An 11,765-nucleotide genomic window follows, 5' to 3' on the forward strand; every position below is an offset into this window, starting at 1 on the left:
GTCAGTAACCGGGCCGCGAATTCCGGACATCCGGTACGGCGCGCCCGCAACGTCACATCCCGGCTCCCACGTGGCCGCCACCGAGCCGGCAAGTTCATTTTTCGTTCACCTGGGTCCGGGAGTCCGGCTACCTGCGCCTCCTAACTTGACTCGCGTACGGCCCGGACGGGCTGATGCACCCCGATAGAGAGGCTTACCTGGTGAACCGCAACGTGCTTTCGCGGCGCGTCCTTGCCGGCGTCGCGCTTGCCGCGCTCGCGCTTACCGGCTGTGGTAGCAATGACAACAGCTCGGAGCCGGGCGGCAGTGGCGGCGACAGCGCCTACGCCGACCTGTCCGGCGAGTTGAAGGCGTCGGGCGCCAGCTTCCCGGACGCTTACTACCAAGAGGTCGTCGAAGCCTTCAAGGCCGAGGCCCCCGACGTGACGGTCACCTACAACGCGACCGGCTCCGGCACCGGAAAGAAGCAGTTCGGTGAGGGCCTGGTCGACTTCGCCGGCACCGACAGCCTGGTGAAGGACACCGACGGCGTGGCCGCCGGTTCGTTCATGTACGTGCCGACGGTGGCGGCCCCGATCACGGTTTCCTACAACCTGGAGGGCGTCGACAAGCTCCAGCTCAGCCCGGAGACGCTCGCCAAGATCTTCCAGACCGACATCAAGACCTGGGACGACGCGGCCGTCAAGGCCGACAACCCGGGTGTCGAGCTGCCCAGCACCCCGATCGTGGTGGCCCACCGCTCGGACGGCTCCGGCACCACCAGCAACTTCACCAAGTACCTCGACGCTGCCGCCGCGGGCACCTGGAAGCTGGGCAGCGGTGACACGGTCGCCTGGCCGGCCAGCACCCAGGGTGGCGAGAAGAACACCGGTGTCGCCCAGATCGTCAAGCAGACCAACGGCGCTGTCGGGTACGTCGACCTGAGTGACGCCAAGGCCACCGGCCTGAAGTACGCGGCCATCAAGAACAAGGACGGCCAGTTCGTCGAGCCGTCGCTGGAGGGCACCACCGCCGGCCTGGAGGGTGCCGAGGTCGCCGAGGACCTGAGCTACAACCCGCTCAACGCCGCCGGTGCCGCCGCCTACCCGATCACCGCGCCGACGTTCATCATCGTCAAGACCTCCTACGACGACGCGAACAAGGCCGCGCTGGTCAAGGGCTTCCTCACCTACCTGCTCAACGACGGCCAGGAGCTGGCCAAGGACGTGGACTTCGCGCCGCTGCCGGCCTCGCTCAAGGAGAAGGCGCTGGCCCAGGTCGAGAAGATCCAGGGCTGATCACAATCAAGATCGCTAGGGCGTTCCAGCTGGGGACGGGATCACGTCGATCCCGTCCCTAGCGGGGTACCTGAGCTGGAGTGAAGATGACCTTGACGAACAATCCCCCCGCCACCAAGCCGACGTTGACCCAGCGCGGCAGCAGCGCCCTCGGCGACCGCGTCTTCTCCTGGTGGACGCTCGGCACCGGCCTGCTGGTGCTGGCCATCCTCGGGCTGATCCTGATCACCACCGTCCGGGAGGCCTGGCCCGCGTTCGACGCGATGGGCCTGCGCTTCATCACCGAGCGGGTCTGGGACCCGAACCCGGCCACCGGCGACGCCGTCTTCGGCGCGCTGTCGTTCGCGTACGGCACCGCGGTCTCGTCGCTCATCGCGCTGCTGTTCGCGGTGCCGGTGTCGGTCGGCATCGCGCTGTTCCTGACCGAGTTGGCCCCGCGCCGGTTGCGCGGCCCGGCGGTGACCGTGATCGACCTGCTGGCCGCCGTGCCGTCGGTGGTCTTCGGCCTCTGGGGCATCCTGGTCGTCGCACCCGCCCTGGTCCCGATCTACCAGTGGATGCACGACCTGCTCGGTGGCATTCCACTGCTCGGCCGGCTCTTCGGGCCGGTGGCCAGCGGCCGCAACTTCATGACCGCCGGCCTGATCCTGGCGATCATGGTCACGCCGATCATCACCTCGATCACCCGCGAGGTGTTCAGCACCGTGCCGCGCGCCGACAAGGACGCCGCCCTCGCCCTGGGCGCTACCCGCTGGGAGATGATCCGGGGCGCGGTCTTCCCGCACAGTTTCGGTGGGGTGGTCGGCGCGGTGATGCTCGGCCTGGGCCGGGCGATGGGCGAGACGATCGCGGTCGCCCTGGTCATCGGCGGTGCCACCAACATCACCGCCAACCTGTTCGCCCCCGGCAACTCGATGGCCGCCGTGATCGTGCAGCAGTTCGGCGAGTCCACCGGCACGTTCACCGCCGCGCTCATCGGTCTCGGCGTCGTGCTGTTCGCGATGACCGTGCTGGTCAACCTGCTCGCCCAGGTGGTCGTCCGTCGGGCCGAGGCCCGGATGAAGGGAAGCGTCGCGTGACTCTCACCGCACCACCCGCCGCCCGCCCGGCCGCCGGCGGACCCGACCTGACCCGGGCCGCACTCTCCGGCCGCCGCCGGTTCACCAACCACCTCGCCACGGCGGTCATCTGGTTCGCCGTGCTGCTCGCCGTCATCCCGCTGGCGCTGGTGACCTACACCGTCATCGCCAAGGGCGGTGGGGTGATGAGCCTGTCGTTCCTGAACGAGGACATCCCCAACTCCTACCGCCGCGAAGGTGGTGGGATGGGCCCGGCGATCGTCGGCACGCTGCTCATCACAGGGATGGCCGCCCTGATGGCGATCCCGCTCGGCGTCTTCGGCGCGATCTACCTCAACGAGTACGGCAAGCAGCGGCCACTGGCCCGGATCATCCGGCTGATGGCCGACGTGATGACCGGCGTGCCGTCGATCGTGATGGGGCTGTTCATCTACATCTCCTGGGTGCTGCTCGTCGGCGAGTTCACCGGCTTCGCCGGCGCGTTGGCGTTGGCCTGCCTGATGCTGCCGGTGGTCATCCGCAGCAGCGAGGAGATGCTCCGGCTGGTTCCCGACGAGCTGCGGCAGGCCAGCATGGCGCTCGGTGCCCGTAAGTGGAAGACCACGCTGACGGTCGTGCTGCCGGCGGCGATCTCCGGGATCACCAGTGGCTCGCTGCTGGCCGTGGCCCGCGCGGCTGGCGAGACCGCCCCGATCATCATCGTCACCGGCATCGTCTTCTCGCCGAACTGGAACCTCTTCGACGGCTCCAACACGGCACTGCCGGCGCAGATCTTCCGCAACGCCAGCACCTCGTTCCCCGCTGCACAGGACCGGGCCTGGGGTGCGGCGCTGACGCTCATCGTGATCGTGCTCGGCTTCACCATCATCGCCCGATTCATCTCCAGCCGGTTCGCCATCAAGGAGCGCTGACATGGCCAGCAACGACACCAACCTCACCACCCGCCCGTCCGTGGCGGTGCACGCTCCCGGCACCACCGTCTCCGGTGCGGACTCCGCCGACTCGTCGGTGATGCAGTTGCGCGACGTGAGCGTCTACTACGGCAGCTACGAGGCTGTCCGCGGCACCACGATGCCGATCCAGCAGAACCAGGTCACCGCGATGATCGGGCCGTCCGGCTGCGGCAAGTCCACCGTGCTGCGCGCGCTCAACCGGATGAACGACCCGATCCCGGGTGCCCGGGTCAGCGGCGACGTCCTGTTCCACGGTCAGGACCTGTACGCCAAGGACATCGACCCGATCCAGGTGCGCCGCCGCATCGGCATGGTGTTCCAGAAGCCCAACCCGTTCCCCAAGTCCATCTACGACAACGTCGCGTACGGGTTGCGGATCAACGGCATCAAGGGCCGGCTCGACGACCACGTCGAGGAGGCGTTGACCAAGGCCGCGCTCTGGGACGAGGTCAAGGACAAGCTGCGCAAGAGCGCCTTGGCGCTCTCCGGCGGCCAGCAGCAGCGGCTCTGCATCGCCCGGACGATCGCGGTGAAGCCCGAGGTGATCCTGATGGACGAGCCCTGCTCGGCCCTCGACCCCATCGCCACGGCGAAGATCGAGGATCTGATCTTCGAGCTGACGAACGACTACACCATCGTCATCGTCACCCACAACATGCAGCAGGCGGCCCGGGTCAGCCACTACACCGCGTTCTTCACCGCCGAGGTGGACGAGGCGCAGGAGCGGCACGGGCGACTTGTCGAGTTCAGCCAGACCGGCAAGCTGTTCACCAACCCCGCCGACAAGCGTACGGAGGACTACATCACCGGTCGCTTCGGCTGAGGCCGAACGCGACGGTCGACGGTGGGTCGCCGTTGGTCAAGGGTGACCCACCGGGCCCGGCTGGCTCGTCGTCGTGCCCAGCCGGTGTCCGGCCGACCGTCCGTCGTCGACCTGTAGTGCGGGGGATCGCCCGGCGCGCCCAAGGGTGTCGCGGCGGGCCTGAACTGAACCGGAGCCGGTGTGCGATGAACAATCTCGTCGAGGCCACCAGGGGTGACCATCGATCCGACGGGCGTTTCGTGCTGCTCGTGGTGGACGACGACGAGAGCGTCGGTGCCGCGTTGGTCGCCCAACTGGCCGACCACCGGGTACGCGGCCACCACTTCGCGCACGCCGCCGAGGCGCTGCTGGCCACTGGGGCGCTGCAACCGGACGCGGCCGTGGTCGCCGCCGGTCTGTCCACGATGAGCTGCACCGAGCTGGTGCGGCTGCTCGCCGGCCGGGCCGGCATCCCCACGGTGGTCGGGGTGGGCGACGAGGACGGTGGGGTGGCCGCCGCCGCGCTCAAGGCCGGTGCCACGGCCTGTGTCCGGCGTCCCTACCGGGCCGAGGAGGTCCTGCCGATCCTGCGGGCCATCCGTCCGGAGACCTCCGGCGCCCTCGATCCGCCGATCGAGCTGGGTGGGCTGCGGGTGGACCCGGCGACGTTCGAGGTGAGCCTGGACGGCCGGACGGTGGCCCTGCCGTTGAAGGAGTTCCGCCTGCTGTACTTCTTCATGAGCCACGCGGAACGGACGGTCACCCGCGAGCAACTGCTCGCCGCCGTCTGGGGCGGTATCTCCGACGACACCTCGAACACCCTGACGGTGCACATCAAGCGACTGCGTCGACGGTTGGCGCTGGACGGGGACCGGGCACCGATGATCGTGACCGTACGCGGCCTGGGCTACCGGTTCGTGCCCGCCCAGGCCACGGCAACACCGTCCACGTCGTGAACATGCCGGCGCTGCCGCCGTACCCGCCGTCGGCGGGTGTGCCGGGGACGCCTACCGAGGGGATAATCCTGGTGGCGGTCCCGCTGGCGTACGTCCCGCACGTGGCCCGGTTGCTGGCCGACCTCGACGCCCGCCAGCGGGTGACGCCGGCGCCCCGACGGCGGGCCGACCCGGTGTCCCGTCCGCCCGAGTCGGACTGGACGGTGGCGGACCTGCGCCGGCTCAGCCAGGGGCGCAGCGCCACCCACCGGACGGTCGCCGCGGTGCTCGACGCGCTCGCCGCCGAGCCCCAGCGGCTGTTCACCGTGGGGGAGCTGGCCGAGGCGACCGGCCGGCCGCGCAAGAAGATCGTTGGTGCGATGGCGGGGCTGACCCGACTGTTGAAGGCCCACTACGACTACGCCGGCCGGGGATTCCCGTTCGATCGGGTGCCCGGGCGGCCGGAGGCACCCCGGGAGCTGTGCTACACGATGGACCGGGCACGCGCCGGGCGCTGGCGGAGGCGCGGCTGCCGGGCCCGGAGGCGGATGCCGGTGCGGTGCCGCCGGTCGGCCCAGCCCAGCGACGCGAGGAACAGGGCACGGATCGGCGGGCCGGGCGCGGCACCGACGACCGCGCGGCCGAGGGCCCGGTCGCGCGCTCCGAGGCCTGAGCGGCGGCGCGACGCTCAGCTTCCGGTCAGTCGCGCGGTGTCGCGGCGCCGACTCCCGGCGGCGACCTCCAGCCGACGGACCTGCTCGATCACCGCCACCACGACGGCATGGCCCTCTGGCGACAGGCGGGCGTCGACCAGCCGCCGGGCCACCTGCCGGACGTACGGGTCGGCCAGCAGGTGGACGAGGTCGTCGTCGAGCGGCGTCCGGTCGGTCGGCCGACAGGTGAAGAACGAGGGCGGACGTCCGAAGAAGGCGGCTATCGCCTCCACCACCGACCGTCGTGGGTCCGGTGCCCGGCCTTGGCGCAGGTTGTTGAGGTGGGTGTGCGATATCCGGCAGCCGCGCCGGGTCAGCTCGACGGCGACGCGGCGGACGCTGTACGGCTTGCCGGTCGGGTCCGGGGTGGTGCGGAACAGCCAGTCGAGACGCTCGGCGAAGGTCTCGCCGAGGTGGTCCGGCTCCTCAGGCATGGAGGCTCCTCGGACGGCGGAACACCATATTTACACAACGACTGGATCCGGAATCCAGCATTGACAGGACTCCTTACTGTCCGCGTACGATGACATTCGCCTGGCAACCCAGCGGCCGACGGACCGGCCCGCAGGGTTGCCAGCGTGGTCTTTCGGGCCGGCACACGTGGTGGCGAACGGGGGCGCGACGTGCGCCGGCGAGCCGCACCGTCGGCCGAGGGACCGCCGGGCGGCGCTCGTCCCGCCGGCCTCGCTCGTGGTCGGTCCCCGACGGGCCCGCCCGGACACCGCGCGGGTCCGGCCCGGGCCGGGCGGCCCCCGGCCGCCACGGGCGGGCGTTTGCCCGGTGCCGGCGGGGTATCCAGCGCGGCGCCGACGACAGGAGGGCGCCGTGCGGTTTCCGCTGTTCGTCGCTGCGGTGTCACGTCGTTCCGGGCTGGCGCCCGAACCTGCGGCCGACGTCGCGCGGGCGGTTCTGGACACCGTCGTGGAGCGGATGACCGGCGCGCAGCCGCCCGACCCGACCGGGTATCTACCGACTGATTTGACCGACGCGCTGTCGCCGGGCGGGCCGGCGGACTTCCTGCGCCGGGTCGGCGAGCGGGCCGGAGTCGACGAGAGCACGGCGGCCGCCGGGGCCGCGGCCGTCTTCGCCACCCTGCGCGAGACGGTGACCGTCGGCGAGTTCCACGAGATGGTGGCGCGGCTGGCCACCGCCGGCGATGGTAGCGACCCGGTCGCCGGGTGAGACATCATCGCCACGCGGCCCAGGAGGGCACAGTCCCTGCCGGCCGGGGGACCGGTGACAGCGGATAGGCTGCCGCCGTGGCAGGTCTGTTCAGGAGTGTGGCGTCCCGTGTCGGTGCGGTGATCCCGAGGCCGCGCGCGGCCGGGCCCACCCCGGCGAAGCTCGCGCGACGGCGTCAGGTCAGCGCGTTGCAGCGCCGCGAGTTGTCGTACGCCCCGGAGCCCGACGGGCAGGCCGACCCGGGGGAGATCGTCTGGACCTGGGTGTCCTACGAGGACGACCCCCGGCAGGGCAAGGACCGGCCGGTGCTGGTGGTGGGCCGGCACAGCCGGACCCTGTTCGGGCTGATGCTCTCCAGCCAGCAGGACCGCCACGGTGACCGGCACTGGCTGGCCCTCGGGCCGGGGGACTGGGACCGTGACCGGCGGCCGAGCTGGGTGCGCCTGGACCGGGTGCTGACCATGCGAGAGGACAGCATCCGGCGGGAGGGCGCGGTGCTGGACCGGGCCCGGTTCGACCGGGTGGGCCAGGCCCTGCGCGCCGGCTACGGCTGGCGCTGACCGTCCGGCTCGCCCGGTCCGCAGCCTCAGCCGGACTGCTGGACCGGGGTGGGCCGGTGACCTCAGCCGGACCGCTGGGCCGGGTCGACCGCGGCGTCGCGGGCGTCCGGCGGCGGGTACGGCTGTTCGGCGAGCAGCCGCGCCAGGTGGGCGCTGTTGAGCGCCAACGCCTTGGTCGCCCGACCGGTGGTCTCCGGCTTCGGGCGCGCGTCGATGTAGTCGGTCTTGTGCAGTGCCTCGCCGACCCAGTACGTCGCGCCGGCCGCCGCGCAGGTGAAGCCGACCTCGTTGAGTGCCTGCTGTACCTGCCCGATCGTGTGGTGGGCGCCGTCCTCGTTGCCGACGACCGCCACCGCGGCCACCTTGCCGTAGGTGAGCAGCCGGCCCTGGTCGTCGGTCTCGCTGAGCTCGGCGTCGAGGCGTTCCAGGACCATCTTGCACACGCTGGACGGTTGTCCGAGCCAGATCGGTGTGGCGATCACGAAGATCTGCGCGGCCAGCAGTTTCGCCCGGATCTGCGGCCAGGCGTCGCCATCGCCCTCGTCGGTGGAGACACCGAAGCGGACGTCGTGGTCCACGACCCGGATCAGTTCGCCGGTGACCCCCTGCTCGCCGAGGGCGTCGAGCACCTCCCGGCCCAGCACCTCGGAGCTGGACCGGGCGGGAGAGCGTTTCAGGGTGCAGTTGAGGACCAGCGCCCGAATGTCTGACATGTTCTTCCCTCCGCCGTACCAGCCTGGTAACGGCGGAGTACCCACCTGGGAGGCGGCGACGCGTGGTGCGGGGTGATGTCAGCACTCGGCGAGGTACGCGGTGTCGCGCAGCGCCCGGCCCGGTCGACCGCTGCCGAGCGCCTTGGCCTCGTACATCGCCGCGTCGGCGCGGTTGAGCGCCTCGGTGAGCTGGCTGTCCAGCACGGGTGCCAGACCGACCGAGGCGGTCACCCGGAGGGTGAGAGCACCCATCGGGATCGGCGCGGCGAGCATGTCGTACAACCGCCGGGTAGCGTGGTCGATCCACCGTCGGTCGAGGGTCGGGCTGGCCAGCAGTCCGGCGAACTCGTCGCCGCCGAGGCGGGCCACCAGGTTGTCACCGGCGAAGGTGGCCAGTCGCTGGGCGACACTGACCAGTACCTGATCTCCTGCGGCGTGCCCGTACCGGTCGTTGATCTGCTTGAAGTCGTCGAGGTCGAGGACCACGGCGATCAGGTGGCAGCCGGAGCGGTCGGTGAGCAGCGTCGCGGCGAGGCGGTAGAAGGCCCGCCGGTTCGGTAGGCCGGTCAGCGGGTCGTGGCTGGCGGCGTGCCGCTCTGCGGTCAGTTCGGCCTGGAGACGCCCGATCTCCGTCTCGGCCCGCACGGCCCGGCGTCCCAACTGCCAGGAGGAGAGCAGCGCTCCCGCGGCGCAGATGCCGGACGCGACGGTCAGCGGATCCGGCACCACCATCTCCCTTCTCCGCGACACACGCCCGACACCGGATGGCGGACGCTGTCAGACACCTCGTTTCCCCTGATGGTCGTCAGGTTCGCGGGACAGAGCGTGCGCAGGTAGGCGTCACGCACGTGCGTTATCATCCCCGGTGTCCATTGCAGATGCAATAGCAGATGCACGTGCATAACGAGCCGACGCCGCCCCTCAAGCCGCTACCGCTCCTCCCACGGCACCGGCGCCAATCGGAGAGAACAGAAGCCCCTCATGCAGCAGCCGCCAAACGGTGTACCCGTTGACCACTTGCCTCCCCTCGCCTGGCAGAAGAGCCGGCGCAGCAATCCCAGCGGAAACTGTGTCGAGCTGGCGGAACTGCCCGGCGGTGCCGGAATCGCCCTGCGCAACTCCCGGCACCCGGACGGACCCGCGCTGATCTACACGGTGGACGAGATCGCCGCGTTCGTGCTCGGTGCCCGGGACGGTGACTTCGATCATCTGATCGGCTGACCCCACATCCCATCGACGGGATTCGTCCCGCACGGGATGGGCGGTTCACCTCACTGACGGTTCATGGCATGCTTACACGTCGGTCGACTCGGTCCACCGGTTCGACCACTGACGGCGTGTGGAGGACGGTAGGTGACCATGGTTTCCGCCGAGGAGGGTCCGGCGGCCGGCCCGACCGTGCTGCGGATGCTGCTGGGTGCGCAACTTCGACGCCTGCGGGAGTCGCGGGGTGTCTCCCGGGAGAGCGCCGGCTGGGAGATCCGGTCCTCCGAATCGAAGATCAGTCGGATGGAACTGGGTCGGGTCGGGTTCAAGGAACGCGACGTCGCCGACCTGCTCACGCTCTACGGCGTCACCGCCGAGCAGGAGCGCGCGGCGCTGCTCAAACTGGCCCGCGACGCGAACAACCCGGGCTGGTGGCACCGGTACGGCGACGTCCTGCCGTCGTGGTTCCAGTCGTACCTCGGGCTGGAGGCCGCGGCCGCGCTCATCCGCAGCTACGAGGTCCAGTTCGTCCCGGGCCTGTTGCAGACCCGGGAGTACGCCCGCGCCGTGGTGCTGCTCGGTCACAGCACGGCCGGTCCGGAGGAGATCGACCGCAGGGTGGATCTGCGGATGCGCCGCCAGGAGCTGTTGGCCCGGCCCCGCCCGCCGCGCCTGTGGGCGGTCGTCGACGAGGCGGCGCTGCGCCGGCCGATCGGTGGCCCGCAGGTGATGCGCGGCCAACTGGAGGCGCTGCTCGCGGCGACGCGTACGCCGAACGTCCGGCTTCAGGTGATCCCGTTCGCCGCCGGTGGGCACGCCGCCGCCGGGGGCGCCTTCACTATTCTGCGCTTCGGTGACCAGGACCTGCCCGACATCGTGTACATCGAACAGTTGACCAGTGCCATCTACCTGGACAAGCGCGAGGATCTCGACTTCTACGCGGTGGCCATGGAGCGGCTCTGCGTCGAGGCCGAGCCACCGGAGCGCACCCCGGAGATCCTGGAACGCATGATCGCCGACCTCGCCCCCCGCTAACACCCCCACCCCCGCACCCCCACCCCCCGCGCGCACCGCCTGCCCGGGGGTGCGCTGCGTTGCGCGTCGACACGGGTGTTGATCATGAAGTTGTCACCCGGGCAAGCGCTTGCTCGCAGCAACAACTTCATGATCAACGTGGGAGTGGGGGCGGGGTGGGAGTGGGGTGGGGGTGGGGTTGACGGGGGTGGGGGTGGGGGGTAGCGTCTGGATCGATTCAGCAACTGAATCGATCCAGACGGGCGGGAGGGGCAGGGGGATGAAGCCGACCTTGCGGGCCGTGGCTGAGGCCGTCGGTGTCTCGCGCAGCACCGTCTCCAACGCCTACGGCCGTCCTGACCAACTCTCGCCGCAGCTGCGTCAGCGCATCCTGGAGACCGCGCGGCAGATGGGGTACCCGGGGCCCGACCCCACCGCCCGGTCGCTGCGCCGGGGCTTCGTGGGCGCCATCGGGGTGCTGTTCACCTCCCGGCTGTCGTACGCGTTCACCGACCCCTTCGCCGTCCGGTTCCTCACCGGGGTGGCCGAGGCGGCCGAGCGTCACGGTAGCAACCTGCTGCTGATACCCCTGCCCGACGACGCCGTCGGCGCGCGCACAGCGGTGGAGAACGCCGCCGTCGACGGGTTCTGCGTCTACTGCGCCGGCGACGAGGAGGGCATTCTCGACACGATCCGTGGCCGTGGCCTGCCGTTCGTGACCACCTCCTCACGTCCCCGGGCCGACGACCTCTGGGTCGGCATCGACGAGCGGTCCGCCGCCCGGTCCGCCGCGGCGCACCTGGCCACCCTCGGCCACCGGAAGGTCGCCCTGCTCGGCCACGACGTGCTGCCCGACGCGCCTGCCGGCCGCTGCTGGTCGACGACGTGGCCGACGTGCCGCATCCCACCACCTGGGACCGGCTGGCCGGCTTGCCGAGGCCTTCGCGGTGGCCGGGGTCGCCTGGCCCGACCTGACCGTGCTCGCGACCGACAACACCCGGCCGCGGGCGCCGCCGCGGTCAGCGCGCTGACCCACCTGCCCGAACTGCCCACTGCGTGCTGGCCTGCTCCGACGTGCTCGCCCTCGGTGCCCTCGACGTCCTGCGTGCCGACGGCGGGTGGGGGCGGGGCGTCTCGGTTACCGGCTTCGACGACATCGCCGAGGCCACCCCGGCCGGCCTGACCACCATCCGCCAACCCGGCGAGGCGAAGGGCCGAAGCGCCGCCACGCTGCTGCTCGACCCGCCCGTGGACGCCGCCGCGGGCCAGATCCTGCTGCCCACCACACTCGTCGTCCGGAGCAGCTCCGGACCGGTTCCGAGGAGTTGAGC

The 11,765-nt window shown here is 70.9% G+C and carries 15 protein-coding genes; 12 read left to right on the forward strand and 3 right to left on the reverse strand.

Annotated elements, in window-relative coordinates; translation table 11 throughout:
• Positions 1-200 precede the first annotated feature (200 nt).
• The 6 genes from pstS (at position 201) to ENC19_RS26375 (ending at position 5,719) form a co-directional block, all read left to right on the forward strand.
• Complete coding sequence (pstS, locus tag ENC19_RS26350; protein ID WP_164449769.1) at positions 201-1,277, forward strand: phosphate ABC transporter substrate-binding protein PstS; 1,077 nt, start codon at positions 201-203, stop codon at positions 1,275-1,277.
• 86 nt (positions 1,278-1,363) lie between these two features.
• Complete coding sequence (gene pstC, locus ENC19_RS26355) at positions 1,364-2,356, forward strand: phosphate ABC transporter permease subunit PstC (RefSeq protein WP_166459158.1); 993 nt, start codon at positions 1,364-1,366, stop codon at positions 2,354-2,356.
• Positions 2,353-3,267: a phosphate ABC transporter permease PstA gene (gene pstA / locus ENC19_RS26360; RefSeq protein ID WP_164449772.1), complete on the forward strand. Its 915-nt coding sequence runs from the start codon at positions 2,353-2,355 to the stop codon at positions 3,265-3,267. Before pstC ends, pstA begins: the two co-directional genes overlap by 4 nt.
• A gap of 1 nt (position 3,268) precedes the next feature.
• Positions 3,269-4,132 (forward strand): phosphate ABC transporter ATP-binding protein PstB, encoded by an 864-nt coding sequence (gene pstB / locus ENC19_RS26365; RefSeq protein ID WP_164449773.1) that lies wholly within the window; start codon positions 3,269-3,271, stop codon positions 4,130-4,132.
• Positions 4,133-4,317: 185 nt separating this feature from the next.
• On the forward strand, positions 4,318-5,067 hold the full coding sequence (locus ENC19_RS26370) for a winged helix-turn-helix transcriptional regulator (RefSeq protein ID WP_164449774.1): 750 nt from the start codon (positions 4,318-4,320) through the stop codon (positions 5,065-5,067).
• Positions 5,068-5,527: 460 nt separating this feature from the next.
• Positions 5,528-5,719, forward strand: coding sequence for a hypothetical protein (locus ENC19_RS26375; RefSeq protein ID WP_164449776.1), 192 nt, complete (start codon positions 5,528-5,530; stop codon positions 5,717-5,719).
• Positions 5,720-5,734: 15 nt separating this feature from the next.
• On the opposite strand, the gene ENC19_RS26380 is transcribed toward ENC19_RS26375, so the two are convergent.
• Entirely contained in the window at positions 5,735-6,193 is a 459-nt protein-coding gene (locus ENC19_RS26380; RefSeq protein WP_164449777.1) for an XRE family transcriptional regulator, read from the reverse strand.
• A 391-nt stretch (positions 6,194-6,584) separates the two neighbouring features.
• On the opposite strand from ENC19_RS26380, the gene ENC19_RS26385 reads away from it, so the two are divergent.
• Together ENC19_RS26385 and ENC19_RS26390 are read left to right on the forward strand one after the other, a co-directional pair.
• Entirely contained in the window at positions 6,585-6,941 is a 357-nt protein-coding gene (locus ENC19_RS26385) for a DUF2267 domain-containing protein (protein ID WP_164449779.1), read from the forward strand.
• 77 nt (positions 6,942-7,018) lie between these two features.
• Positions 7,019-7,501: a type II toxin-antitoxin system PemK/MazF family toxin gene (locus ENC19_RS26390; RefSeq protein WP_164449780.1), complete on the forward strand. Its 483-nt coding sequence runs from the start codon at positions 7,019-7,021 to the stop codon at positions 7,499-7,501.
• A gap of 62 nt (positions 7,502-7,563) precedes the next feature.
• On the opposite strand, the gene ENC19_RS26395 is transcribed toward ENC19_RS26390, so the two are convergent.
• A complete protein-coding gene (locus ENC19_RS26395; RefSeq protein ID WP_164449781.1) occupies positions 7,564-8,214 on the reverse strand; it encodes a flavodoxin family protein in 651 nt (216 codons plus the stop codon).
• 78 nt (positions 8,215-8,292) lie between these two features.
• The gene (locus tag ENC19_RS26400) at positions 8,293-8,940 is read right to left on the reverse strand and encodes a GGDEF domain-containing protein (RefSeq protein WP_164449782.1); all 648 of its coding nucleotides are present in this window, start codon (positions 8,938-8,940) and stop codon (positions 8,293-8,295) included.
• 255 nt (positions 8,941-9,195) lie between these two features.
• Between ENC19_RS26400 and ENC19_RS26405 the strand changes: the two genes are divergently transcribed.
• From ENC19_RS26405 to ENC19_RS30690, 4 genes are all read left to right on the forward strand, one after another.
• On the forward strand, positions 9,196-9,435 hold the full coding sequence (locus ENC19_RS26405; protein ID WP_164449783.1) for a DUF397 domain-containing protein: 240 nt from the start codon (positions 9,196-9,198) through the stop codon (positions 9,433-9,435).
• A gap of 138 nt (positions 9,436-9,573) precedes the next feature.
• Complete coding sequence (locus tag ENC19_RS26410) at positions 9,574-10,455, forward strand: helix-turn-helix domain-containing protein (RefSeq protein ID WP_166459169.1); 882 nt, start codon at positions 9,574-9,576, stop codon at positions 10,453-10,455.
• Positions 10,456-10,735: 280 nt separating this feature from the next.
• Positions 10,736-11,617, forward strand: coding sequence for a LacI family DNA-binding transcriptional regulator (locus ENC19_RS31605; protein ID WP_328824388.1), 882 nt, complete (start codon positions 10,736-10,738; stop codon positions 11,615-11,617).
• Positions 11,509-11,763, forward strand: coding sequence for a substrate-binding domain-containing protein (locus ENC19_RS30690; RefSeq protein ID WP_309246031.1), 255 nt, complete (start codon positions 11,509-11,511; stop codon positions 11,761-11,763). The genes ENC19_RS31605 and ENC19_RS30690 overlap by 109 nt, the downstream gene beginning before the upstream one ends.
• The last annotated feature ends 2 nt before the right edge of the window (positions 11,764-11,765 follow it).

Source organism: Verrucosispora sioxanthis, from assembly GCF_010560025.1.
Classification (GTDB): Bacteria; Actinomycetota; Actinomycetes; order Mycobacteriales; family Micromonosporaceae; genus Micromonospora; species Micromonospora palythoicola.

Bases quoted from the DNA above. Each gene is read 5' to 3' on its own strand.
- ENC19_RS26380 (WP_164449777.1), bottom strand. From the start codon at position 6,193: ATGCCTGAGGAGCCGGACCACCTCGGCGAGACCTTCGCCGAGCGTCTC.
- pstC (WP_166459158.1), top strand. From the start codon at position 1,364: ATGACCTTGACGAACAATCCCCCCGCCACCAAGCCGACGTTGACCCAG.
- ENC19_RS26410 (WP_166459169.1), top strand. From the start codon at position 9,574: ATGGTTTCCGCCGAGGAGGGTCCGGCGGCCGGCCCGACCGTGCTGCGG.
- ENC19_RS26405 (WP_164449783.1), top strand. From the start codon at position 9,196: ATGCAGCAGCCGCCAAACGGTGTACCCGTTGACCACTTGCCTCCCCTC.
- ENC19_RS26395 (WP_164449781.1), bottom strand. From the start codon at position 8,214: ATGTCAGACATTCGGGCGCTGGTCCTCAACTGCACCCTGAAACGCTCT.
- pstB (WP_164449773.1), top strand. From the start codon at position 3,269: ATGGCCAGCAACGACACCAACCTCACCACCCGCCCGTCCGTGGCGGTG.
- ENC19_RS26370 (WP_164449774.1), top strand. From the start codon at position 4,318: ATGAACAATCTCGTCGAGGCCACCAGGGGTGACCATCGATCCGACGGG.